Here is a 24,198-nt window from a genome sequence, read left to right as displayed (position 1 = left end):
TCCTCCGTCGATTTGGCGGCACTCTATCGCAATCCAGCCGCCGTCCAACCTCGGTGAATGAACATGCCTGCGTCCAAGAATGTCCTGTTGATCGTCGTCGACCAGTGGCGCGGGCTGATGCTGCCCAAGCTCGGGGCGGACTATCTGAAGCTGCCCAATCTCGACCGGCTGTGTGCCGAAGGCGTCACCTTCCGCAATCATTTCACCCAGGCCGTGCCCTGCGGCCCGGCGCGCGCCAGCCTGCTGACGGGCCAGTACATGATGAATCACCGCGCGGTGCAGAACACGATTCCGCTGTCCTCGCGCTTCACCAACCTGGCGCACGAGCTGCGCCGCGGCGGCTACGATCCCGCGCTCGTTGGCTACACGACCACGACCCCCGATCCGCGTCAGACCGCACCCAACGATCCGCGCTTCTTCGTGCTGGGCGACATCATGGAGGGCTTCCATTCGGTTGGGGCGTTCGAGAACCGCGATGCTTATTTCGGCTGGGTCGCCAGCCGGGGCTTCGAGCTGCCGAAGACCCGCGAGGACATCTGGCTGCCGCAAGGCGCGCCAGGGGCCGGCGCGACGGGGCGACCGGCGGTCATTCCGAAGGAACTGTCGGATACGGCGTGGTTTACCGAGCGTGGGCTCGACTATCTGCGCGGCCGCGGCGGCAAGCCGTGGTTCCTGCATCTCGGCTACTATCGGCCGCATCCGCCCTTCATCGCGCCCGAGCCCTACAACAGCATGTATCGCCCAGAGGACATGCCGAAGCCGGTCCGTGCTTCGTCCGCGGTGGAAGAGGGCAAGCAGAACGAGCTGCTCGATTACTATGTGCGCAACATCAAGCAGGCGAGCTTCTTCCAGGACGGTCAGGCGCTCGGGTCGGACATGACCGAGGCCGAGGTGGCGCAGATGCGCGCCACCTATTGCGGCCTGATGACCGAGATCGACGATCATCTCGGCCGTGTCTTCGACTATCTGAAGGAGACCGGGCAGTGGGACGACACGTTGATCGTCTTCACCTGCGACCACGGCGAGCAGGGCGGTGACCATCACCTGCTGGGCAAGATCGGCTACTTCGACGAATCCTATCGCATCCCGATGGTCATCCGCGATCCGCGCGCCGAGGCAAACGGTACGCGTGGCACGATCGTCGATCGCTTCACCGAGACCATCGATACGATGCCGACCCTTCTCGAATGGATGGGGCTGCCGGTGCCGCGCCAGTGCGACGGGCGCTCGTTGCTGTCCTTCTGCGAAGGCGTCGTGCCGGACGACTGGCGGACGGAGGTCCACTACGAGTTCGACTTCCGCGACCTCCATTACACCAAGCCTGAATCGGCGCTGGGTGTGCCGATGGATAAATGCTCGCTGGCCGTCGTGCAGGACGAAAAGTTCAAGTACGTGCACTTCGCCGCACTGCCGCCGCTGCTGTTCGACCTCGCGAAGGACCCCGGCCAGTTCGTCAATTGCGCCGCCGATCCGGCCTATGCCGCGACGGTCGCCGACTATGCCCGCAAGATGCTGGACTGGCGGCTGGGCTATGCCGAGCGCACCCTCACCGGCTATCGCGCCACGCCGCAGGGGCTGGAGGTGCGCGCGGCCTGAGCCGGCGCTAAGCTCGGCGGTATGAAAGAGGAAACGTACCGCCGTCCTGCCGCGGGGCATCACCCGCCCAATCTCTCGCCGGCCTACAAGTCGACGGTCAGCCGATCGCCCTCGAAGCCGGCGATCGTGCTGCCGCACACTCTGTCGGAGATCACCGGGCCGCTGCTGAAGGAGGAGCGGCTCGATGCGGGCGAGAACGATCTCACGCGCCGGCGCATGGGCGAGCCCCTGGGCGAGCGCATAATCGTGCAGGGCCGCGTCCTCGACGAGGAGGGCCGGCCAGTGCCCGAGGCCCTGGTCGAGATCTGGCAGTGCAATGCCGCCGGCCGCTACCACCATCCCGGCGACCAGCACGACGCGCCGCTCGATCCGAATTTCTATGGCGGCGGTCGCGCCCGCGCCGATGCCGACGGCAACTACAGGTTCATCACCATCAAGCCCGGCGCCTATCCGTGGGGCAATCACCACAATGCCTGGCGGCCGGCGCATATCCATTTCTCGCTGTTCGGGCCGGCCTTCGCCACGCGCCTGATCACGCAGATGTATTTTCCGAACGATCCGCTGCTGGCCTTCGATCCGATCTACAACTCGGTGCCCGAAGGCGCCCGGGAGCGGCTGCAGGCTGCCTTCGACATGGATGCGACGCAGCCGGCCTGGGCGCTCGCCTATCGCTTCGACATCGTGCTGCGCGGCCGTGACGCTACGCCGATGGAGAACCCATGAGCCGCGCGCTGACGCCGTCGCAGACGATCGGTCCGTTCTATTTCGGCACGGTCACCAATGCCTATCGCCAGGACCTGGCGGGGCCCGGCGTTGCGGGGGAGAAGATCGCGATCGCGCTCACTCTCCACGATGCCGAGGGCGCAATCGTGCCGGACGGCCTGCTCGAGATCTGGCAGGCCAACAGCCACGGCCGCTACAATCACCCGGAGGATCGCCGCAACCTGCCCCTGAATGCCGGCTTCGAAGGTTTTGGTCGCGCGTCGACCGACACGACGGGCTGCGCGCGCTTCGGCACGGTGAAGCCCGGTCGCGTGCCGTGGCCGGCGGGCGGCCTGCAGGCGGCGCACATCAACGTCTCGGTGTTCGCGCGCGGTGTCCTCAATCGCCTCGCGACTCGGCTCTATTTCGAAGGCGATCCAGCGCTGGGCGAAGACCCGGTTCTCGCATTGGTCGAGCCGGCGCGTCGCGCAACGCTGATCGCGACCCGCGATGATGCAGGTGTCTGGCGACTGCCCCTCTATCTGGGTGGCGCACACGAAACCGTCTTCTTCGACTGCTGAGCGCATGGCTGGCCGTCTCGTCAATGCATTGGGCTCGTCATCTGCGACGGCGGAAGCCTTTTCCGACACAGCCACCCTGCGCCACATGCTGCGCTTCGAAGCGGCGCTTGCCATGGCAACGGCGGCGGCCGGTCTGATCCCGAAGCGTGCGGCCTCCGTGATCGTGACGGCGTGCGACGCCTCGCTTTACGATCCGGCACCGCTCGGCGAGGCGGCGCGCAGGACGGCGACGCTGACCGTGCCTCTGGTGAAGGCGTTGACCCAGGAAGTCGCGCGGCGTGACCCCAAGGCCGCGGACTATGTCCATTGGGGCGCGACCAGCCAGGATGTCCTCGACACCGCGATGGTGCTGCAACTCGGCGAGGCGGTGCCGCCGCTCCTGAAGGCGCTCGACGGCATCGTCTCGGCCTTTGCGCGTCTGGCCAGGAAACATCGTACAACGCCGATGCTGGGCCGCACCTTGCTGCAGCCGGCGACGCCACTGGCTCTTGGGCAGAAGATCTCCGGCTGGGCCTCCGACATCGACCGCGCTCGGCGGCGCCTCGGCGAGAGTTTCGGTGAAACGCAGATCGTGCAATTCGGCGGCGCCTCGGGAAGTTTGACGGCGCTGGGACCGGAGGCCGAGCCGGTCATGAAGGTGCTGGCCAAACAGCTGAAGCTCGCGCTGCCGCCGGGCCCGTGGTTTACGCAGCGCGTCCGTGTTGCGGCCTTCGCGCAGGATTGCGCCCTGGTCGTCGGGGCGCTGGCCAAGGCCTCGCGCGACATCGCGCTGATGATGCAGTTCGAAGTCGGCGAGGCTTCCGAGCCATCGGGGCCCGGCCGCGGCAGTTCCTCGACCATGCCGCACAAGCGCAATCCGGTCGGCGCAGCCCTCGTGCTCTCGGCCGCGACGCGGGCGCCGATGCTGGCGGCAACCATCGTCTCGGCAATGCCTCAGGAACACGAGCGTGCACTGGGCGGCTGGCAGGCTGAATGGCCGACGCTCGCGTCGCTCGTCGAAGCATTGGGATCGGCCGTCGAGGTGATGGCAGAGGTCGCGTCGGGCCTCACCATCGATTCCGACGCTCTGCTGGCCAACATGGACGCCGCCGAGGCCGCCGTCCTGGCCGAGCGCGCGACGTTCCTGCTCGCCCGAACGATGGGCAAGCGGGAGGCGCATGCCCTGGTCGAGCAGGCGCTCGCCAAGGGCGGATCCTTCGCCCAGGCGCTCGGTCGGCTCGAAACCGAGCTGGCCGACCGGGCGGCTCTCCTCGGCTACTCGCCTGAATTCGTCGATCGACTGCTGGCGGACCTGAAGCGGAGGTAACGGCCGGGCGGTGCTGCCCACTCTGGCACGGGAGTCGCATGCCCATGGCAGGCATTTCCCCGTCAGGAGGCGACCATGAAGCTCTCGCGCCGTTCGTTGTTGGCTGGAACGACAGCGCTTTCCCTGCCACGGGTTGCCTGGGCGCAGGAAAGGGTCGTTCGCTACGGCATCCCGATGACCGACATCCCGCTCACCACGGGGCAGCCGGATCGCGGCGCCAACGCGTATCAGTATACCGGTCTCACCCTCTACGACCCGTTGATCGCCTGGGAACTCGACGTGTCGGACCGGCCGGGCAAGATGATCCCGGGCCTCGCGACCGAGTGGAAGGTCAGCGACGCCGACAAGACACTGTGGCTCTTCAAGCTGCGGGAAGGCGTGAAATTCCATGACGGATCGCCCTTCGATGCAGATGCCGTGATCTGGAACTTCGAGAAGATATTCAACAAGGAGGCGCCGCAGTTCGACCAGCGCCAGGCTGCCCAGGTGCGCCCGCGCCTGCCCAGCATGGCCAGCTATCGCAAGACCGGCCCAATGGAAGTCGAGATCAAGACCAAGTCCGTCGACTCGCTCTTCCCCTATCAATTGCTGTGGTTCCTGGTCTCCAGCCCGGCCCAGTGGGAGAGCGTCGGCCGGGACTGGAACAAGTTCGCCTCTGCGCCCGCGGGCACCGGTCCCTTCAAGCTCGCCCGGCTGGTGCCGCGGGAGCGGGCCGAACTCGTGAAGAACGAGGGGCACTGGAACCCCAAGCGTCAGCCCAAGGTCGATCGCATCGTCCTGATCTGCGCGCCCGAGGATTCCGGCCGAAGCGCGGCGCTTCTATCGGGTGCCTTCGACATGATCGATGCGCCAGGGCCCGACATGATCGACCGCCTGAAGCAGAGCGGCGCGCGCATCAGCACCAACGTCACGCCGCATGTCTTCAACTACCATCCGTCGCTGGTCGAGGGCTCGCCCTGGACAGACGTCAGGGTGCGCAAGGCGGCCAATCTCGCGATCGACCGCGACGCGATCGTGAAGCTGCTCAACGGGCTCGTGCAGCCGGCCTATGGCGAGGTCGACCGGACGAGCCCGTGGTTCGGCAAGCCCGGCTTCGAGATCAAGTATGCGCCCGATGCGGCGCGCAAGCTGATGACCGAGGCGGGCTACGGCAAGGCCAATCCGATGAAGGCCAGGATCACCATCCAGGCGGGTGGCACCAACCAGATGGTGAACGAGGCCATCCAGGAGATGATGAAGGAGAGCTTTATCGCTATCGACTTCAAGCCGGTCGAACTCGAAGCGCTGATGACTGGCTGGCGCAGCGGTGCCAAGGCGGACGTGAACAAGGACGTGACGGCAATCAACGTCACCCACGTCACCTCCGATCCCTTCTATGCGGTGAATCGCTTCTTCGCGTCCGACCAGGTGGCACCGGTCGGCGTCAACTGGAGCAGCTACAAGAATGCGGACGTCGACCGGCTGGTCGTCGAACTTCAGAACACGTTCGACACCGCAAAGCAGGACGCCCTGGCCGCCCAGATCCATGCCAAGGCCGTGGACGATGCCGTGATGATCTGGGTCTATCACGACAGGACACCGCGCGCCCTGTCGTCCCGGATCAAGTCGTACACCCAGGCGCAAAGCTGGTTCCAGGACCTGGCGTTGGTGGCGATGTAACGATTGCAAAGGCCCGTCGTCTCGACCGGAGCACCGAAGGTGCGGAGCGGAGAGACCTTCGCGCCACCAAAAGCTGGCAATTCGTGGAGAGAAGATCTCTCCACTCCGCGCTCCGGTCGAGATGACGGAGATTTTGTTAGACGTACACCACCTTCAGGATCTCGATCTCTTCCTCGCCACCGGGCGTGTTCATGCGGACGGCGTCGCCCTCGTGGGCGCGCATGACGGCACGGGCGATGGGCGAAATCCAGCTGACATGGCCGCGGCCGGGATCGACCTCGTCGACGCCGACGATCTTGACCGTGCGTTCCTCGTCCTTCGAATTGACGTAGGTCACGGTGGCGCCGAAGAATACCTGGTCAGTCTTGGGCCGCTTGGCTGGATCGACGACTTCGGAGCGTTCCAGCCGCTTGCTGAGGAAGCGGATGCGGCGGTCGATCTCGCGCAGCCGCTTCTTGCCGTAGAGATAGTCGCCGTTCTCCGAGCGGTCGCCGTTGGCGGCGGCCCACGACACGACCTGCACGACCTCGGGTCGCTCCTTGCGCATGAGCGTCATCAGCTCCTCGCGCATGCGCTCGAAGCCCTGCGGGGTCATGTAGTTCTTGGCGCCGGGAGGCAAGCCGCCGACATCGTCGGGCAGGTCGTCCTCGTCGCCGTCGTCGCTTTCCTTGGTGAAGGCCTTGCTCATTTCAATCCTTAATCTATCAAGTCGGGGCCGATGACCACCAGTCTCTCCCCCCGCATGCAGCGCGCCTCCGGCGAAAGCCGGGTCACCTTCGACCTGCGGGATGGCAAGACACGCCTGGGCGATCTCTATCAACGCGACCCCTGCCGGGTTTTGTTCCCGAAACCCGAGCCGGGCGAACCGCCGCAGGCCGTGATGATCACGACGTCGGGCGGCGTGACGGGCGGCGATGCCCTCAGGATGTCGGTCGAGATCGGACCCGGAGCGGAGGCGCTCGCGACCACGCAGGCGGCCGAGAAGATCTATCGGGCCTCGCGGGGTAGCGCTCCGTGCACGATCGACGTCGACGTGCGGGTGGCCGAGGGCGCGGCGCTCGATTGGCTGCCGCAGGAGACCATCGTTTTCGAGGGCGCGCGCTTGAAGCGCCGGACGGTGGCCGAAGTGGTCGAGGGCGGTTCGCTGCTCGCCTGCGAGATGGTGGTCCTTGGCCGCGGCGCCTCGGGCGAACGCTTCACCTCGGGCCTGCTGCTCGACGCCTGGTCGGTGCGCCGCCCCGGTCGTCTGATCTGGACCGATACGCTGCGCGTCGAAGGCGAGACACCGGACGGCGCTGGTTTCGGAACCGCCAATGCGCTGGCCACCGTGATCGGCGTGTGGGATGCGCCCCAACCGCATTTCGAGAAGGCGCGCGCCCTGCTCGACGCTGCAGTTGAGGTGCGGGCCGGCGTCACCGTGGTGAACGGCATCCTGGTCGCGCGCGTGCTGGGCGAGGCGACCGCGGTGCGCCATGCGACGATCCGGTTTCTGACCGAGTTTCGCGGCCGTCGCCTGCCGCGTGTTTGGCATGTTTGATGCAAATCCGGTCGCGCTATAGTCGGGACCAACCGGCAGGGGGAAACGGTCGATGAATCTGACGCCGCGCGAGAAGGACAAGCTTCTGGTGGCCATGGCCGCCATCGTGGCGCGCCGGCGCCTTGAGCGCGGCGTGAAGCTCAACTTTCCCGAGGCCGTGGCGCTGATCACCGACTTCGTCGTCGAGGGCGCGCGCGACGGCCGCTCGGTCGCCGACCTGATGCGCGACGGGGCACACGTGATCTCGCGCGCCCAGGTCATGGACGGCATCGCCGACATGCTGGCCGAGATTCAGGTTGAGGCGACCTTTCCGGACGGCACCAAGCTCGTCACCGTCCACGCGCCGATTCGCTGAGGAGAAGACGCCATGATTCCAGGTGAGATCCTCCCGGCCGACGGCGAGCTCGAACTCAATAAGGGCCGCAACCCGATCACGGTCGAGGTCGCCAATACCGGCGACCGGCCCATCCAGGTCGGCAGCCACTATCATTTCTTCGAGACCAACGACGCGCTGAAGTTCGACCGCAAGCGGACCAAAGGCATGCGGCTCGACATTGCTGCCGGTACCGCCGTGCGCTTCGAGCCCGGCCAGTCGCGCACCGTGCGGCTGACGCCCTACATGGGCGGCCGCGAGAGCCATGGTTTCCAGGGACGGGTTGGCGGCAAGCTGGGGCCCATCGCCAAGGTCGGTCCGTCCAACGAAGGGCCGACCCGCATCTCGCGCTCGGCCTATGTCCACATGTTCGGTCCGACCGTCGGGGACAAGGTCCGGCTAGCCGATACCGAACTCTTCATCGAGGTCGAGAAGGACCACACGATCTACGGCGAGGAGGTGAAGTTCGGCGGCGGCAAGGTGATCCGCGACGGCATGGGCCAGAGCCAGAAGACGCGGGCCCAGGGCGCGGTCGACACGGTCATCACCAACGCCCTGATCGTCGATCACTGGGGGATCGTGAAGGCCGATATCGGCCTCAAGGACGGGGTGATCGTCGCCATCGGCAAGGCCGGCAATCCCGACGTCCAGCCGGGCGTCGACATCGTCATCGGTCCCGGCACCGAGGCGATCGCGGCCGAGGGCAAGATCATTACCGCGGGCGGTATCGACTGCCATATCCACTTCATCTGCCCGCAGCAGATCGACGACGCGCTCTACAGCGGCGTCACGACGATGATGGGCGGCGGCACCGGCCCGGCCCACGGCACGCTTGCCACGACGGTCACGCCCGGCCCCTGGCACATGGGCCGCATGCTGCAGGCCGCCGAAGGCCTGCCGATGAATCTCGGCTTCTTCGGCAAGGGCAACACCAGCAAGCCGGCCGGCCTCAAGGAGCAGATCGAGGGCGGCGCCTGCGGGCTCAAGCTGCACGAGGACTGGGGCACCACGCCGGCGGCCATCGACAACTGCCTGAGCGTCGCCGACCGCTACGACGTCCAGGTCGCGATCCATACCGATACGCTGAACGAGTCGGGCTTCGTCGAGACGACGCGCGCCGCCTTCAAGGGCCGCACCATCGCGACCTTCCACACGGAAGGCGCCGGTGGCGGCCATGCGCCCGACATCATCCGGCTCGCGGGCGAGAAGAACGTCCTGCCCAGCTCGACCAATCCGACGATGCCCTACACGGTGAACACCGTGGACGAGCATCTCGACATGCTGATGGTCTGCCATCATCTCGATGCCGCTATCCCCGAGGACGTGGCCTTTGCGGAGAGCCGCATCCGCAAGGAGACCATCGCTGCGGAGGACATCCTCCACGACATCGGCGCCTTCTCCATGATGTCGTCGGACAGCCAGGCGATGGGCCGGGTCGGCGAGGTCGTGATCCGCACCTGGCAGACCGCCGACAAGATGAAGAAGCAGCGTGGCCGCCTGAAGGAAGAGACCGGCGACAACGACAATTTCCGCGTCAAGCGCTACGTCGCCAAGTACACGATCAACCCGGCCATCACCCACGGCATTGCCAAGCATGTCGGTTCGGTCGAGGTCGGCAAGCGCGCCGATCTCGTGATGTGGTCGCCGGCCTTCTTCGGCGCCAAGCCCGACATGGTGCTGATCGGCGGCTCCATCATCGCTGCCCCCATGGGCGATCCCAATGCGTCGATCCCGACGCCGCAGCCGGTTCACTACCGGCCGATGTTCGGTGCCTTTGGCCGCAGCCTGGTGACCAGCCCGGTGCTGTTCGTATCCCAGGCCGCCATCAGGAAGGGTATCGCCGAGAAGTGGGGCCTCACCCGCTCGCTGCTGCCGGTAAAGGGCACGCGCAAGATCGGCAAGAAGAACATGATCCACAACTCGACCTGCCCGAAGATCGACGTCGATCCCGAAACCTACGAGGTGCGGGCCGATGGCGAACTCCTGACCTGCGAGCCCGCTACGTCGCTGCCGATGGCGCAGCGCTACTTCCTGTTCTGACCATGAAGCGCGCCATCGAAGTCGTGCGTGCCGGCAGCTGGCCGGCCTCCGAGCGCACCGACACCGTCACCCTGCTGTTTGACGATCGCTACCGCCGCCGCCTGCGCATGCTGGGCGACGAGGGGCTCGACTTCCTGCTCGATCTGGTCGAACCCGTCGTGCTGCATACCGGCGATGGGCTCAGGCTCGAGGAGGGCGGCTTCGTCGAGGTCAAGGCGGCCGACGAGGACCTCGTCGAAGTGCGCGGCCGCGACGCCGCATCCTTCGCGCGGCTGGCCTGGCATCTCGGCAATCGCCACCTGCCGACCCAGATCGACAGCGATCGCATCCTGATCCGCGACGATCACGTCATCGTCGACATGCTGAAAGGCCTCGGCGCCGACGTGCGCAAGGTCCGCGCGCCTTTCGATCCGGAAGGCGGCGCCTACGGGCAGCACAATCACGATACCGGCCACCGGCACGGCGAGCTCCATGCGGAGCGTCATGGCTAGTGACCCGCTGTACCGTTTGCTTGCTTGGCTTTCGCCGGCCTATCCGGTCGGCGCTTTCAGCTACAGTCATGGCGTCGAGACGGCGGTGGAGGAGGGTCTGATCCGGGACCGAACCTCCCTGGTCGCCTGGCTCGACAGCGTCTTGCGGCGCGGCACCGGCGCCGTCGATGGGGCTCTGTTCGCGGCGGGCTGGCGGGCAGCCGGCGAGGTCGACTGGCCCGCATTCGAGGCCATTGCCCAGCGCGCCGCGGCCTGGCGCGGCACCTCGGAAATGGCGCTGGAATCGCGCCAGCAGGGCGGCTCGTTCCTTTCCATCACCCGCACGGCCTGGCCGCATCCCCGCCTCGATGAGGCGCACCGGCGCCTCGATGGCGAACTAGCCCTGCCGGTCGCCGTGGCGCTCGCCGCCGCGGCCCACGGCATCGCGCTCGAACAGGCGCTGGCGGGCTATCTCCACGCCTTCACGGCCAACCTGATTTCGGCCGCGCTGCGCGCCGTGCCGCTCGGCCAGACCGACGGCCAGATCGCCTTGGCCGCGCTCGAAGCTTCGGTTAACGATGCCACCGAGGCCGCCATCGCGGTCGAATCTTTGGACGATGTCGGGACGGCGACGCCGCTCCTCGACTGGTGCTCGCTCCGTCACGAAACCCAGTACACACGGCTCTTCCGCTCATGACCGCCCTGATGGCTATCCTCCTGACGATCGGCGTCGGCGCCATCGCCGTGATCCATGTGATGTGGGGCCTCGGCAGCCACTGGCCGGAAGCCAGCGAGGAAGCGCTGGCCCGGAGCGTCGTCGGCGATGGGCGCCGCCGCATGCCGCCTTCCTGGCAGTGCTTCCTGGTGGCGCTGGTTCTTGCCGTGATGGCACTATGGCCCTGGTACGTGCTGGGTCGTATCGATCAACCCGCGGTGCTGGCCGGCACCTACATGATCGCCGGTATCTTCGTCGCACGTGGGATCGCAGGCTTCAGCCATCGCTGGCGTGCACATTTCACGATAGAACCGTTCGCCACCCGCAACAGGCGCTACTATTCGCCTTACTGCCTGTTGCTCGGCGTGGGATATATCGCCCTGGTGGCGGGAGAAATGGACATATGAGCCTGCGTGGTCCGCTGAGAGTGGGGGTCGGCGGCCCCGTCGGATCCGGCAAGACGGCCCTCGTCGAACGCCTTTGCAAGCGCATGCGCGATCTCTACGACATCGCGGTCGTCACCAACGACATCTACACGAAGGAAGATGCCGAGTTCCTGACGCGCGCGGGCGCGCTGGCCCCCGAGCGCATCGTGGGCGTCGAGACCGGCGGCTGCCCGCACACGGCCATCCGCGAGGATGCCTCGATCAATCTCGCGGCCGTCTCCGACATCGTGCGCAAATGGCCGGACCTCGAGGTCATCTTCGTCGAATCCGGCGGCGACAATCTCGCCGCGACCTTCTCGCCGGAACTGGCCGACCTCACGATCTACGTGATCGACGTCTCGGCGGGCGAGAAGATCCCGCGCAAGGGCGGTCCGGGCATAACGCGGTCGGATCTGCTGGTAATCAACAAGATCGACCTTGCGCCGCTGGTCGGCGCAAACCTCGACGTCATGGACCGCGACGCCCGCCGGATGCGAGGCCAGCGGCCTTTTCTTTTCTCCAATCTCAAGGAGAATAAGGGTGTCGAAGACATCGCGGCCTTCATCGTGCGGCAAGGCGGCCTGCCGTCGCGGCTGAACCAGAGTACAGGAGCACTTACATGAACATTCGGACCATCCGCCTGGCGGCTTTGCTCGTTATGGTGGCAAGCCCCGTACTGGCCCACCCCGGACACGAGACTTCGGGTTTCGGCCATCCTTTCACCGGGCTCGATCACCTGCTGGCCATGGTCGGCGTGGGTGTCTGGGCTTCACTGCTGGCGGTGAAGCGCCCAGCCGCCGCCTATCTCGTGCCGGCTTCCTTTATCGCCATGATGCTTGTCGGAGCAGCTGCCGGATTCGCGGGCATTAAACTGCCTATGGTGGAGGCGGGGATCGTCGCATCGGTGCTGCTGTTAGGCGCACTCATCATAGCTGCAGTGCGTCTGCCGTCTGGGGTGGCCATGGCGATCGTTGGCCTATTTGCCGTGTTCCACGGCTACGCTCACGCCATCGAAGCGCCGACCAGTGGGACCGGCCTCTACATCCTGGGCTTCGTCGCCGCGACGGCATTGCTGCACGCTGCCGGTCTAGGGCTCGGATGGGTTGCACGCCGAGCCGTCGGCGACCTGGGATTGCGGGCCCTGGGCGGCGCGGTCATGGCCGGGGGCGCGCTCGTCCTGATCGCCAACTAATCCTTATCCCAAGGGTATTGGGGCAATTTGGCACGACTTTCGCATTCCTTGAATTTCGGCGGGGAGAGTCCGTCGAAAGACAAGGAGAGCGGGATGAAATTGGGAACACTCATGCGGACGGGCCTCGTCGCCGCCGGCCTGATGGCCAGCGCGGCGACCAGCGCGTTTGCGCAGGCGGGGGACACGATCAAGGTCGGCATCCTCCATTCACTGTCGGGCACGATGGCGATCAGCGAGACGACCCTGAAGGACGTCGTGCTGATGCTGGTCGAAGAGCAGAACAAGAAGGGCGGCCTGCTGGGCAAGAAGCTGGAGCCCGTCGTGGTCGATCCGGCGTCGAACTGGCCGCTGTTCGCCGAGAAGGCGCGCGAGCTGCTGCAGAAGGAAAAGGTCGCCGTGGTGTTCGGCTGCTGGACCTCTGTCAGCCGCAAGTCGGTGCTGCCGGTGTTCGAGGAGCTGAACGGCATCCTGTTCTACCCGGTCCAGTACGAGGGACAGGAGAGCCAGCGTAACGTGTTCTACACCGGCGCCGCGCCGAACCAGCAGGCGATTCCGGCGGTCGACTACCTGATGAGCAAGGACGGCGGCAATGTGAAGCGCTGGGTCCTGGCCGGTACCGACTACGTCTATCCGCGCACGACCAACAAGATCCTCGAAGCGTACCTGCTCCAGAAGGGCGTTCCGAAGGAAGACATCATGATCAACTACACGCCGTTCGGTCATTCCGACTGGCAGTCGATCGTGGCCGACATCAAGAAGTTCGGCTCGACCGGCAAGAAGACCGCCGTCGTCTCGACGATCAACGGCGACGCCAACGTTCCATTCTACAAGGAGCTCGGCAACCAGGGCATCAAGGCCAAGGACATCCCGGTCGTGGCCTTCTCGGTGGGTGAGGAAGAGCTCGCCGGCATCGACACCAAGCCGCTGGTCGGCCATCTGGCGGCCTGGAACTATTTCCAGTCGGTCAAGGATCCGACGAATGCGGAGTTCATCAAGACCTGGCAGGCCTTCACCAAGAACCCGAAGCGCGTGACCAACGATCCGATGGAAGCTTCCGTGATCGGCTTCCGGATGTGGGTCGAAGCGGTCAAGAAGGCCGGCACGACAGACCCCGACAAGGTGATCGACGCGCTCGTCGGCATCAAGGTCCCGAACCTGACGGGCGGAATCTCCGAGATGCTGCCGAACCATCACATCACCAAGCCGGTGCTGATCGGCGAGATCGAGGGCAATGGTCAGTTCGACGTGGTCTGGAAGACCCCTGGCCTCGTCGCGGGTGAGGCCTGGTCGCCGATCCTCGACGACTCGAAGAACCTGAAGGCCGATTGGACGAAGCCCATGAACTGCGGAAACTACGACACCGTTGCCAAGAAGTGCATCGGCAAGGCGGCGAAGTAGCCGACACGCAGGACTCAAACGGACGGGGCGGCTGGAAGGTCGCCCCGTTTCCATCTCCCGGATCAAGTCACAGCCCATGCCTCTTCTTCGACCGGTTTCGGTCCTGCTCTCGGTGCTCGCGTCGCTGGCGCTCGCCGGAGCGGCCTTCGCCGCCGACCTCGCCGCCCTCGTGGGCAACCTCACGTCCGGCGGCCTGAGCGAGCGCGAGGCCTCGATCACCGCACTGGCAGCCTCCGGTGAGGAGCGTGCCGCGCCGATCCTTGAGGCCCTGGCGGCCGGGCAACTCTATATTCGCACGTCAGACAAGCTGGCTGTCATCGCCACGGCCGACGGCAACAGGCTGGCGTTGACCGATGCGGTCACCGGCAGTCCGGCCGGCACGGCTGCCGAAGCCGACCTCGAAAGGGTGCGGGTCAATAACCGCCTGCGCGGCACCATCGAAGCCGCCGTCGGTTCGCTCACGCTGATGAGTCCCAATGCCCGGGTCCGGCTGAATGCCGCCGATTCCCTCTTCAAGCGCCGCGACGCGTCGGCGCTGGCGGCTCTCGACCAGGCGCTCGCCGTCGAAAAGGATGCGCGCATCAAGCGCGCCATGAGCGAGGCGCGGGCCGCCATCATCCTCGCGACGCCCGATTCTCCTGCAGCGCAGAAGCTCGCCGCGATCGCCGTGGTCCGCGACCGGGCGGACCGCGATTCGCTGGGCGTGCTGAACACCGTTGCCGCCGGCTCCGACGGCGAGGTCAAGGCGGCCGCCTTGGCCGCCGCCGCCTCGATCGAGCAGACACTGGCTGCCTGGCAGATGGCACAGAATGTCTGGTACGGGATCTCGCTCGGCTCCGTGCTGCTGCTGGCCGCCATCGGCCTCGCCATCACCTTCGGCACCATGGGCGTGATCAACATGGCGCATGGCGAGATGGTCATGCTGGGAGCCTACACGACGTTCGTCGTCCAGGAGATCATCCGCACCTCGGCGCCGCATCTGTTCGACGTTTCGCTGGTCATCGCCCTGCCGCTCGCCTTCCTCGTCTCGGGCGCGATCGGCATCGTGATCGAGCGCACGATCATTCGTTTCCTCTACGGTCGCCCACTCGACACGCTGCTCGCGACCTGGGGATTGTCGCTCGTGCTGCAGCAGGCGGTGCGCTCGATCTTCGGCTCGTCCAACCGCGAAGTCGGGGCGCCGTCCTGGATGTCGGGCGCCTTCCAACTCGGCCAGCTCAGTATCACCTATGGCCGGCTCTGGATCGTGGTGTTTGCGTTGGTCGTCTTTGCCTCGCTGATCCTGCTCCTGCGCAAGACGCCGATGGGTCTCTATATGCGTGCCGTCACGCAGAACCGCCCGATGGCCTCGGCCGTCGGCATCCGCACCCCGCGGGTCGACGCGCTGACTTTCGGCTTGGGCTCGGGCATCGCTGGCCTGGCTGGCGTCGCGCTCAGCCAGATCGACAATGTCAGCCCCAATCTCGGCCAGGGCTACATCATCGACTCCTTCATGGTCGTGGTGTTCGGAGGCGTCGGGAACCTGTTCGGCACCTTGATCGGCGCCCTCACGCTCGGCGTCGTGAACAAATTCCTGGAACCCTATGCCGGCGCCGTGCTGGGCAAGATCCTCGTCCTCGTCTTCATCATCATGTTCATCCAGCGACGCCCCCGCGGCCTGTTCGCATTGAAGGGGCGGTCCGTCGAATGATCACGCGCTTTCTCTGGCAGGGCATGGACCGCAACTTGCGCCTGTGCGTCCTGCTGATCCTGGCCGGCGGCATCGCGCTGCCGCTGGCCAACCTGATCCTGGCCGCGACCAATCCGGCGCATGTGCCGTCGTGGGTGCTGCAGCTCTTCGGCAAGTATCTCTGCTATGCTCTGCTCGCGTTGGCGGTCGATCTGGTCTGGGGCTTCTGCGGCATCCTCTCGCTGGGCCATGGCGCCTTCTTCGCGCTGGGCGGCTACTGCATGGGCATGTATCTCATGCGCCAGATCGGCACCCGCGGTGTCTATGGCAATCCGATCCTGCCCGACTTCATGGTGTTCCTGAACTACAAGGAGCTTCCCTGGTTCTGGCACGGCTTCGACCATTTCTGGTTCGCGGCCATCATGGTCGTGCTGGTGCCCAGCGTGCTCGCCTTTGCGCTCGGCTGGTTCGCCTTCCGCAGCCGTGTGACCGGCGTCTATCTCTCGATCATCACCCAGGCGATGACCTTCGCGCTGATGCTGGCCTTCTTCCGCAACGACATGGGGCTGGGCGGCAACAACGGCCTGACCGACTTCAAGGACATCCTCGGCTATTCGGTCCAGGCGAATGAGACGCGCGCCGTTCTGTTCTTCGCCTCGGCCGTCGCGCTCGCCGTCGGTCTCATCATTTCGGCCGCGGTCGTCAGCTCGCGCTTCGGCAAGGCGTTGACGGCGGTGCGCGACGCGGAGAGCCGCATGCGTTTCCTCGGCTACCGGGTCGAGGGCTTCAAGCTCTTCGTGTTCGTGCTGTCGGCCGCCATGGCGGGCGTCGCGGGCGCGCTCTACGTGCCGCAGGTCGGCATCATCAATCCGAGCGAGTTCGCGCCGGGCAACTCCATCGAAGCCGTACTGTGGGTGGCGGTCGGCGGTCGCGGCACGCTGGTCGGCCCGATCATCGGCGCGATCCTGGTCAACTTCGGCAAGACCTGGCTGACCGGCGCCCTGCCGGAAGTCTGGCTGTTCGCGCTGGGCGCGCTTTTCATCGTCGTGACGCTGCTGCTGCCCAAGGGCATCGTGGGTCTGTGGGGCCAGATGAAGAACCGGGCACACGCCCGCAAGGCGAGGGTGCCGGCATGAACACCCCGACCATGCGAAGCACGTCCGCGCTGCTTTACGTCAGTGGTGTCACCGTCTCGTTCGACGGCTTCCGTGCGTTGAACAACCTGTCGCTGCTGATCGAGCCCGGCGAGATGCGCGCCATCATCGGTCCCAACGGCGCCGGCAAGACCACCATGATGGACGTGGTCACCGGCAAGACCCGGCCCGACACCGGCGAGGTCGTGTTCGACGGGACGGCCGATCTCACCAAGCTCGACGAGGCCAGCATCGCCACCTTGGGGATCGGCCGGAAGTTCCAGAAGCCGACCGTGTTCGAGAGCCACACGGTGCGCGACAACCTCCTGCTGGCACTGGCCGGCTTGCGCAGCTGGTACAAGCTGCTGCTCGCCACACCGACGCGGGAGGAGGACCAGCGCCTCGACGAGATCCTGTCGATCATCCGAATGGAGGCGCAGCAGCACATGCCGGCGGCCCGTCTCAGCCACGGCCAGAAGCAATGGCTGGAAATCGGCATGCTGCTCGCCCAGAATCCCAAGCTATTGCTGGTCGACGAGCCGGTCGCGGGCATGACCGACGTCGAGACCGAGACCACCGCGCAGGTGCTGCGCGAGATCAACAAGACGCGCTCGGTCGTCGTGGTCGAGCACGATATGAGCTTCGTGCGCGCGCTCGACGTCAAGGTGACGGTGTTGCACGAAGGATCGATGCTGGCCGAGGGAACCCTCGACCAGGTGAGCGCCGATCCGCGCGTCGTGGAAGTGTATCTCGGGCGATGACGATGCTTTCAGTCCAGAACGTCAATCTCTACTACGGTGCCGCGCAGGCGCTGCGCAGCGTATCGCTATCGGCGGCGATCGGCCGCGTGACCTGCCTGCTGGGCCGCAACGGGGTCGGCAAGACCAGTCTGCTGCGCGCCATCTCCGGCCTGCAGTCCGTCGCCTCGGGCACGATCTCGGTCGACGGTCGGGAAGTCTCGAAGCTGCCACCCTACGAGCGCGCGCGCCGCGGCGTGGCGTTGGTGCCGCAGGGTCGCGAAATCTTCCCGCTGCTGACGGTGAAGGAGAATCTCGAGACCGGCTTCGCGCCGGTCAGCCGCGAGCACAAGAAGGTGCCGGACGAGGTATTCGAACTCTTCCCGGTGCTGCAGTCGATGCTGAAGCGGCGCGGCGGCGATCTCTCGGGTGGCCAGCAGCAGCAGCTCGCGATCGGCCGCGCGCTCACGATGCGGCCCAAGCTGCTGCTGCTCGACGAACCGACCGAAGGCATCCAGCCCTCGGTCATCAAGGATATCGGCCGTGCCATCGTCTACCTGCGGCAGCGCGGCGACATGGCGATCGTGCTGGTCGAACAGTATCTCGACTTCGCCCACGAACTCGCCGACGACTTCGCCGTCATGGACCGCGGCGAAGTCGTGATGTCCGGCACCCGTGAGACCTTCGACGTCGAGGCCGTGCGCAAGCACATGACGGTGTAGAAATCCCGTCGTCTCGTCCGGAGCCCCGAAGGGGAGGAGTGGAGAGACGTCGGGGGATTATTGCGCCGTCTGCGCGCCCCGCACGAGCCGGCCCGGGCGTTCGCCGGTCAGCTCGTCGTTCTGCAGCGTCTCGACGCCGGCGTTGAACGTGTGCTTGTAGCCTGAGGCGCGCTGGATCAGGCGGCGGCCGCCGGTCGGCAGGTCGTAGGCCACCTCCGGGCGCTTCAGGGTGAGGTTGTCGAAGTCGATGATGTTGATGTCGGCCTTGTGACCCGGCGCGAGCAGGCCGCGGTCCGTCAGCCCATAGGCTTCGGCAGTGCCGCGCGTCTGCTTGGCGATCAGGAATTCGAGGTCGAGCTTCGGTCCGCGGGTGCGGTCGCGGCCCCACAGGGTCAGCAGGGAGGTCGGCGAGGAGGCGTCGCAGATCACACCGACATGGGCGCCGCCATCGGCGATGCCCAGCACGGATGCGGGGTCGGTGATCATCTCATGCACCACGTCGAGGCTGCCATAGGCATAGTTCTCGAACGGCAGCATGAGCAGGCCCTTGCCGCCGCGCGACATCATCTCCTCGAGCGCCACCGCCTGCGGCGTGCGGCCCGTGCGCTGCGCGATCGCCGCGATCGAATCCTTGCTGTCCGGCTCGTAGTCGGGCCGTTCGCCGATCGGGAACATCCGATGGAAGGCTTCTGCCATGAAGGCGCGCGGGTTGGGCTCCTGCTGCGTGTCGGTGAGCGCCTTGCGCAGTTCGGCGTCGGCGATGAGCCGCTGGTAGCGCTCCTCGGGCGACAGTTTGCGCATGTCGAGCCAGGCGCGATGGCCGGCGAACGGATGAGCCGTCGTCTCGAGGCCCATGATGACGCCGATCGGCCGGGAGCCCACCTGCGCGTTGGCCACGCGACCCGAACGGCGCACGGCGTTGATCTGATCGAGTGTCTCGCGCCACAGCCTGGGCTGGGCGTCGACCTGCACCAGCAGGCAGGAGAGGGGACGGCCCGCCAGCTTCGCGGCCGCGTCCAGCGCTTCGAATTCGCCCGGCCCGAAATCGGAGTTAACTTGCAGTACGCCGCGGCCGGCGCGCTTCATGCCCTGGGCGATGCCGAGAAGCTCGGCTTCGCGGGCGCTCAGCGTCGGCGTGAACCGGCCGTCACGAGCCTTGTGCTTGGTGGTGCGTGAGGTCGTGAAGCCCATGGCGCCGGCATGCAGCGCTTCCTCCGTGAGGCGGGCCATTTCCTCGATCTCGCGCTCGGTCGGGACTTCGGCGTGTTCGGCGCCGCGATCGCCCATCACGTAGAAGCGCAGCGCACCGTGCGGCAGTTGCGCCGCCACGTCGACCGCGCGGTCCATCGAGGCCAGCGCGTCGAGATAGTCGGGGAAGGACTCCCAGTTGAACTTCACGCCCTCGCTGAGGACGGTACCTGGAATATCCTCGACGCCTTCCATCAGGTTGATGAGGTAACCCGAGGCGCCGGGCCGCACCGGCGCGAAGCCGACGCCGCAATTGCCGAACACCGTGGTCGTGACGCCATGCCAGGAGGACGGCGTGACGAACGGGTCCCAGGTCGCTTGGCCATCATAATGCGTGTGGATGTCGACGAAGCCCGGGGCGACGATGAGCCCCTCGGCATCGATCTCGCGCTTGGCCTGTCCCAGCTTGGGGCCAACGGCCGCGACGCGATTACCTTGCACTGCAACATCGGCGATCTGGCGCGGGGCGCCCGAGCCGTCGATCACGGTTCCGTTTCGGATGACGAGGTCAAACATGGCCAGGAGGATAGGCCGGGCTGGCCGCCCCGGTCTATGTTCGGTCGCCTGATAGCCATCCCGTCCGGGGGACCGACCTTTGCAGAAACCGCTTCTCTTCACGCCACTCCAGATGCGCGGCGTCACCGCACCCAACCGCTGCGTCGTTTCCCCCATGGTCCAGTTCCGCGCGACGGACGGGCTGGTGAACGATTTCCACCTTGTCCACCTCGGCAAGTTCGCGCTGGGCCGGTTCGGCACCGTGTTCACCGAGAACTGTGCCGTGGAACCGCGCGGCCGCGTCACCCAGGGCGATCTCGGCCTGTGGGACGACGGTCAGATCGCGAGCCACAAGCGGCTGACCGATTTCATTCGCGGCGAGGGCGTGCTCTCGGCCACGCAGATCACCCACTCCGGCCGCAAGGGCTCGACGCCGCGCACCTTCGACAAGCGTGGCCAGTTCGGGCCGGAAGGCGCCGGCTGGCAGAAATGGGAAGTGGTCGGCCCGACTGATCTTGCCGCGGCTGAAGGCTGGCTGAAGCCGCGCGCCCTGTCGGTCGACGAGATCGAGGAGTTGGTGCAGAAGTTCGCGGCCGCGGCCAAGCGGGCCGATGCGGCGGGCTACGACGTGCTCGAGGTCCATGGCGCGCATGGTTACCTGCTCGCGCAGTTCCTCTCGCCGATCAGCAACACGCGCAACGATCAGTATGGTGGCGACCGCGCCGGCCGCATGCGCTTCCCGCTCGACGTGGCGCGGGCCGTGCGCCAGGCATGGCCCGAGAACAAGCCGCTGTTCATGCGAGTCTCGGCCGTCGATGGCGGCGGCGGCTGGGACGTCGACGACACGGTGGCGTTCGCCCAGGAGCTGAAGGCGATCGGGGTCGATGTGATCGACTGCTCCTCCGGTGGAATCGCCGGTGCCGCGACCGCAGCCGGCGTCAAGCGTGGCCTCGGCTTCCAGGTGCCGTTCGCTTCGGCCGTGAAGAAGCAGGCAGGCATCGCGACGATGGCGGTCGGCCTGATCCTCGACGGGCCGCAGGCCGAGGCGATCCTGCAGGCCGGCGATGCCGACCTGATCGCGATCGGCCGCCAGGCGCTCTACGAGCCCTTCTGGCCGCTGCACGCCGCTCAGGCGCTGGGCTGCGATCCCGACTTCGATCTATGGACGCCGGAATACGGCTGGTGGCTGGAGAAGCGCGAGCACACGCTTGGCCGAAAGTAACAAGATAAACAACAGACACGGGAAACGTTCATGACAGGCATTCTCGCGGGCCTCCGCATCGTCGAGGGCTCGGCGTTCATCGCTGCGCCGCTGGGCGGCATGACGCTCGCCCAGATGGGCGCTGACGTGATCCGCTTCGACGATATCAAGGGCGGCCTCGACAACGAGCGCTGGCCGGTCACGGAAGAGGGCCTCTCGATCTACTGGGCCGGCCTCAACAAGGGCAAACGCTCGATCGCCGTCGACCTGCGCAATCCCAAGGGGCGCGAGCTGCTCACGGCGCTGATCACCGCGCCGGGCGAGGGCGCGGGCATCTTCACTACCAACATGCCGGCGCGCGGCTGGCTGGCCTACGAGGAGCTGGCGAAGAAGCGTGCCGACCTGATCGCGCTGAACATCATCGGTGCGCGCGACGGTTCGGCCCATGTCGACTACACGGTGAACGCCATTACCGGCTTTCCGATGGTCACCGGTCCGGTCGGCCATGAGGGACCGGTGAATGCGGTCTGCCCGCCCTGGGATCTCGCCGCCGCCTATGCCGGCGCGCTCTCGCTTCTGGCCGCCGAGCGCCATCGCCGGATGACAGGGCAGGGGCAGAAGATCGTTCTGCCATTGCAGGACATGGCGCTCGCGACCACCTCGGCGCTGGGCTACATCGGCGAAGCGGTCGTGAACGACGTCGACCGGCCGCGCTTCGGCAACGAAATCTTCGGCACTTTCGGCCGGGACTTCCGTACGAAGGACGGCCGCTTCGTGATGATCTGCATCTTTTCGGATCGCCATGTCGACGCGTTGGCGGCGGCGGGGGGATTCGTGGACGCCTTCAGGAAGATCGAGGCCGAGACGGGCGTCGACCTCAAGAGCGATGCCGGCCGCTGGGATGCGCGTCAGCAGCTCATCGCCGTGATCGAGCCGTGGGTCGCGGCCCACGATGCGGCGGATGTGTCGGCGGCTCTGAAGAAGGCCGGTGCCCTGTGGGCGCCCTACCAGACGTTCCGCGAACTCGCGGCCGACAAGGCGAACGTGCTCGACAATCCGATGTTCACGATCCTCGACCAGCCTGGCATCGGCCGGTACCCGGTGGCCGCCTCGCCGATGCAATTCGGCGCCGTGCCGCGCCAGCCGCCGCAACCGGCGCCGGTGCTGGGGCAGCATACCGACGAGATCCTTTCAGGTATCCTTGGCCTGCCCGGGCACGAGATCGCCCGGTTGCACGACGACAAGGTTATCGGTGGCCCCAGATAGGATCCTCATCGCCGGCGGCGGCATCGGCGGACTGGCGACGGCTCTGGCGCTCGCCCAGAAGGGCATCGCCTCGCAGGTGCTGGAGAAAGCCAGCCGCCTGGGCGAGATCGGCGCGGGGATCCAGCTCGGCCCCAACGCCTTCCACTGCTTCGACCGGCTCGGTGTCGGCGAGGCGGCGCGCGGCATGGCGGTCTATATCGACCAGCTGCGTCTGATGGATGCGCAGGCCGACGGCGAGATCTGCCATATCGATCTCGGCGACAGGTTCCGCGCGCGCTTCGGCAATCCCTACGCCGTCGTCCATCGCGGCGACCTTCATGGCGTGCTGCTGAAAGGGTGCGAGGACCATCCGCTGATCGCGTTGCGCACCAGCGCCGAAGTCACCGGCTACGATCAGGATGGCACCTCGGTGGTCGCCCGGCTCCGCAACGGCGAGAGGGTCACGGGCCGCGCTCTGATCGGGGCCGACGGGTTGTGGTCGAACGTGCGGGCGCAGGTGACCCACGACGGCCCGCCACGCGTGTCGGGACATACCACCTATCGCTCGGTGATCCCGACCGAGCAGATGCCCGAGGATCTGCGCTGGAATGCCGCCACCCTGTGGGCCGGGCCGAAGTGTCACATCGTCCACTATCCGCTCTCGGGGTGGAAGCTCTTCAACCTGGTCGTGACCTATCATAACCATGCGCCCGAACCCGTGGCCGGCAGGCCCGTCGATACGGATGAGGTGAGCAAGGGCTTTGCGCATGTCTGCGAACGGGCGCAGAACATCATAGGCCGTGGCCGGAACTGGCACATGTGGGTTCTCTGTGACCGTGAGCCGGTCGACCGGTGGGTCGATGGGCGGGTGGCGCTGCTGGGAGACGCTGCACACCCTATGCTGCAGTACATGTCACAGGGAGGCTGCATGGCGATGGAGGATGCCGTCTGCCTCGCCGATTCGCTGTCCCGCTGCGATTCCGTCGAGAGCGGCCTCGTCACCTATCGTGACCGCCGCGTCCTGCGCACGGCCAGAACGCAGCTGATGTCCCGCGCCATGGGCGATCACGTCTATCATCCGGCGGGCCCGCACGCGGCATTGCGCAACGCGATGATGGGCGCCCGGACGCAGGATCAGTGGCTCGACTCTCTGGAGTGGCTTTACGGCGGCAACGGCCTCGGCTAGGGCTGCAGCTTCGTAGGGTGGGTCAGCGGAGTTTCAAGGATGCGCCACGTCTTCTTCGTCCTCGCCTTGCTGTGCACCGCGCTGAGCGCGGGCATATTCTATTCCTTCTCGACCATCGTCATGCCGGGCCTCGATCTCGGCGGGGCCATGTCGGCCGTGAATTCGATGCACGGCATCAACACCATCGTGCGCAGCCCCGTGTTCGCCATCGTCTTCTTCGGCGCCCTGATCCTGCCGCTGCTGGCGGCGCTGGGCGCCCGCTCGGCCGGGCATCGCAATGCGGCGCGGCTCGCCGCCCTTGCCGCGCTGATCCATGCGGCCGCGGTGATCGGCGTTACCCTGCAGGTCAACGTACCCTTGAACGAGACGCTCGCCACCGTGGCCGGCGCCGATGCCAACGCCGCGAGCTATTGGAAGGACTTCTCCGTGCCGTGGGCGTCGTGGAACCACGTTCGCGCGCTCGGTGCGATCCTGGCTTTCCTCTGCCTGCTCGGCGCCTGGGCGGTCGATCTCACGTCGGCCGGCCGCCGGTCCTACGGTCTGCGCTGATTGCAGCCCGTGACGCAAG

General features: G+C 66.4%; 24 protein-coding genes. 22 read left to right on the top strand and 2 right to left on the bottom strand.

The genetic code is table 11. From position 1 onward, the window contains the following. The first annotated feature begins 63 nt into the window (after positions 1–63). From ACT6UX_RS12110 to ACT6UX_RS12090, 5 genes are all read left to right on the top strand, one after another. On the top strand, positions 64–1,596 hold the full coding sequence (locus ACT6UX_RS12110) for an alkaline phosphatase family protein (RefSeq protein ID WP_444775399.1): 1,533 nt from the start codon (positions 64–66) through the stop codon (positions 1,594–1,596). A gap of 21 nt (positions 1,597–1,617) precedes the next feature. Next, positions 1,618–2,319, top strand: coding sequence for a protocatechuate 3,4-dioxygenase subunit beta (pcaH, locus tag ACT6UX_RS12105; RefSeq protein ID WP_444775398.1), 702 nt, complete (start codon positions 1,618–1,620; stop codon positions 2,317–2,319). Beyond that, complete coding sequence (gene pcaG / locus ACT6UX_RS12100) at positions 2,316–2,879, top strand: protocatechuate 3,4-dioxygenase subunit alpha (RefSeq protein WP_444775397.1); 564 nt, start codon at positions 2,316–2,318, stop codon at positions 2,877–2,879. The genes pcaH and pcaG overlap by 4 nt, the downstream gene beginning before the upstream one ends. A 4-nt stretch (positions 2,880–2,883) precedes the next feature. Beyond that, on the top strand, positions 2,884–4,185 hold the full coding sequence (gene pcaB / locus ACT6UX_RS12095; RefSeq protein ID WP_444775396.1) for a 3-carboxy-cis,cis-muconate cycloisomerase: 1,302 nt from the start codon (positions 2,884–2,886) through the stop codon (positions 4,183–4,185). A 75-nt stretch (positions 4,186–4,260) separates the two neighbouring features. Then, entirely contained in the window at positions 4,261–5,844 is a 1,584-nt protein-coding gene (locus ACT6UX_RS12090; RefSeq protein ID WP_444775395.1) for an ABC transporter substrate-binding protein, read from the top strand. A gap of 136 nt (positions 5,845–5,980) precedes the next feature. Here ACT6UX_RS12090 and greB read toward each other — a convergent pair whose 3' ends face one another. Beyond that, entirely contained in the window at positions 5,981–6,532 is a 552-nt protein-coding gene (gene greB, locus ACT6UX_RS12085; protein WP_444775394.1) for a transcription elongation factor GreB, read from the bottom strand. 30 nt (positions 6,533–6,562) lie between these two features. Here greB and ACT6UX_RS12080 point away from each other — a divergent pair, with 30 nt between their 5' ends. The 13 genes from ACT6UX_RS12080 (at position 6,563) to urtE (ending at position 18,255) form a co-directional block, all read left to right on the top strand. Next, positions 6,563–7,381 (top strand): urease accessory protein UreD, encoded by an 819-nt coding sequence (locus ACT6UX_RS12080; protein WP_444775393.1) that lies wholly within the window; start codon positions 6,563–6,565, stop codon positions 7,379–7,381. A gap of 52 nt (positions 7,382–7,433) precedes the next feature. Then, positions 7,434–7,736 carry an urease subunit gamma gene (locus ACT6UX_RS12075; RefSeq protein WP_444775392.1) on the top strand — a complete coding sequence of 101 codons (303 nt, stop codon included), beginning with the start codon at positions 7,434–7,436 and terminating at the stop codon, positions 7,734–7,736. 12 nt (positions 7,737–7,748) lie between these two features. Further along, positions 7,749–9,794 (top strand): urease subunit alpha, encoded by a 2,046-nt coding sequence (gene ureC, locus ACT6UX_RS12070; protein WP_444775391.1) that lies wholly within the window; start codon positions 7,749–7,751, stop codon positions 9,792–9,794. Positions 9,795–9,796: 2 nt separating this feature from the next. Beyond that, a complete protein-coding gene (locus ACT6UX_RS12065) occupies positions 9,797–10,285 on the top strand; it encodes an urease accessory protein UreE (protein ID WP_444775390.1) in 489 nt (162 codons plus the stop codon). After that, positions 10,278–10,961 carry an urease accessory protein UreF gene (locus tag ACT6UX_RS12060; RefSeq protein ID WP_444775389.1) on the top strand — a complete coding sequence of 228 codons (684 nt, stop codon included), beginning with the start codon at positions 10,278–10,280 and terminating at the stop codon, positions 10,959–10,961. The genes ACT6UX_RS12065 and ACT6UX_RS12060 overlap by 8 nt, the downstream gene beginning before the upstream one ends. An 8-nt stretch (positions 10,962–10,969) precedes the next feature. Next, positions 10,970–11,386, top strand: coding sequence for a DUF3995 domain-containing protein (locus tag ACT6UX_RS12055; RefSeq protein ID WP_444775388.1), 417 nt, complete (start codon positions 10,970–10,972; stop codon positions 11,384–11,386). After that, positions 11,383–12,027, top strand: a complete 645-nt coding sequence (gene ureG / locus ACT6UX_RS12050) for an urease accessory protein UreG (protein WP_444775387.1) — start codon at positions 11,383–11,385, stop codon at positions 12,025–12,027. The genes ACT6UX_RS12055 and ureG overlap by 4 nt, the downstream gene beginning before the upstream one ends. Further along, the gene (locus ACT6UX_RS12045) at positions 12,024–12,596 is read left to right on the top strand and encodes a HupE/UreJ family protein (RefSeq protein WP_444775386.1); all 573 of its coding nucleotides are present in this window, start codon (positions 12,024–12,026) and stop codon (positions 12,594–12,596) included. The genes ureG and ACT6UX_RS12045 overlap by 4 nt, the downstream gene beginning before the upstream one ends. A gap of 141 nt (positions 12,597–12,737) precedes the next feature. Next, positions 12,738–13,994: an urea ABC transporter substrate-binding protein gene (gene urtA, locus ACT6UX_RS12040; protein WP_444775482.1), complete on the top strand. Its 1,257-nt coding sequence runs from the start codon at positions 12,738–12,740 to the stop codon at positions 13,992–13,994. A 76-nt stretch (positions 13,995–14,070) separates the two neighbouring features. Continuing rightward, positions 14,071–15,684 carry an urea ABC transporter permease subunit UrtB gene (urtB, locus tag ACT6UX_RS12035; protein ID WP_444775385.1) on the top strand — a complete coding sequence of 538 codons (1,614 nt, stop codon included), beginning with the start codon at positions 14,071–14,073 and terminating at the stop codon, positions 15,682–15,684. After that, positions 15,681–16,799: an urea ABC transporter permease subunit UrtC gene (urtC, locus tag ACT6UX_RS12030; RefSeq protein WP_444775384.1), complete on the top strand. Its 1,119-nt coding sequence runs from the start codon at positions 15,681–15,683 to the stop codon at positions 16,797–16,799. The genes urtB and urtC overlap by 4 nt, the downstream gene beginning before the upstream one ends. A gap of 11 nt (positions 16,800–16,810) precedes the next feature. Further along, positions 16,811–17,557: an urea ABC transporter ATP-binding protein UrtD gene (gene urtD, locus ACT6UX_RS12025; protein ID WP_444775481.1), complete on the top strand. Its 747-nt coding sequence runs from the start codon at positions 16,811–16,813 to the stop codon at positions 17,555–17,557. A gap of 2 nt (positions 17,558–17,559) precedes the next feature. Continuing rightward, positions 17,560–18,255 (top strand): urea ABC transporter ATP-binding subunit UrtE, encoded by a 696-nt coding sequence (urtE, locus tag ACT6UX_RS12020; RefSeq protein ID WP_444775383.1) that lies wholly within the window; start codon positions 17,560–17,562, stop codon positions 18,253–18,255. 57 nt (positions 18,256–18,312) lie between these two features. Here urtE and ACT6UX_RS12015 read toward each other — a convergent pair whose 3' ends face one another. Beyond that, positions 18,313–20,019, bottom strand: a complete 1,707-nt coding sequence (locus ACT6UX_RS12015; protein ID WP_444775382.1) for an N-acyl-D-amino-acid deacylase family protein — start codon at positions 20,017–20,019, stop codon at positions 18,313–18,315. A gap of 79 nt (positions 20,020–20,098) precedes the next feature. Between ACT6UX_RS12015 and ACT6UX_RS12010 the strand changes: the two genes are divergently transcribed. From ACT6UX_RS12010 to ACT6UX_RS11995, 4 genes are read left to right on the top strand one after another with little or no spacing between them, the layout of a single operon-like run. Further along, complete coding sequence (locus ACT6UX_RS12010; RefSeq protein ID WP_444775381.1) at positions 20,099–21,220, top strand: NADH:flavin oxidoreductase/NADH oxidase; 1,122 nt, start codon at positions 20,099–20,101, stop codon at positions 21,218–21,220. 30 nt (positions 21,221–21,250) lie between these two features. Continuing rightward, positions 21,251–22,465: a CoA transferase gene (locus ACT6UX_RS12005; RefSeq protein ID WP_444775380.1), complete on the top strand. Its 1,215-nt coding sequence runs from the start codon at positions 21,251–21,253 to the stop codon at positions 22,463–22,465. Beyond that, positions 22,452–23,630, top strand: a complete 1,179-nt coding sequence (locus tag ACT6UX_RS12000; protein WP_444775379.1) for a 3-hydroxybenzoate 6-monooxygenase — start codon at positions 22,452–22,454, stop codon at positions 23,628–23,630. Before ACT6UX_RS12005 ends, ACT6UX_RS12000 begins: the two co-directional genes overlap by 14 nt. A gap of 39 nt (positions 23,631–23,669) precedes the next feature. Further along, positions 23,670–24,179: an anthrone oxygenase family protein gene (locus ACT6UX_RS11995; RefSeq protein WP_444775378.1), complete on the top strand. Its 510-nt coding sequence runs from the start codon at positions 23,670–23,672 to the stop codon at positions 24,177–24,179. Positions 24,180–24,198: the final 19 nt, after the last annotated feature.

The organism is Reyranella sp. (assembly GCF_052439685.1).
In the GTDB taxonomy this organism is placed as follows: domain Bacteria; phylum Pseudomonadota; class Alphaproteobacteria; order Reyranellales; family Reyranellaceae; genus Reyranella.
Note: the sequence above shows the minus strand (reverse complement) of the source record. Positions and strands in the feature narration are given on the sequence as shown.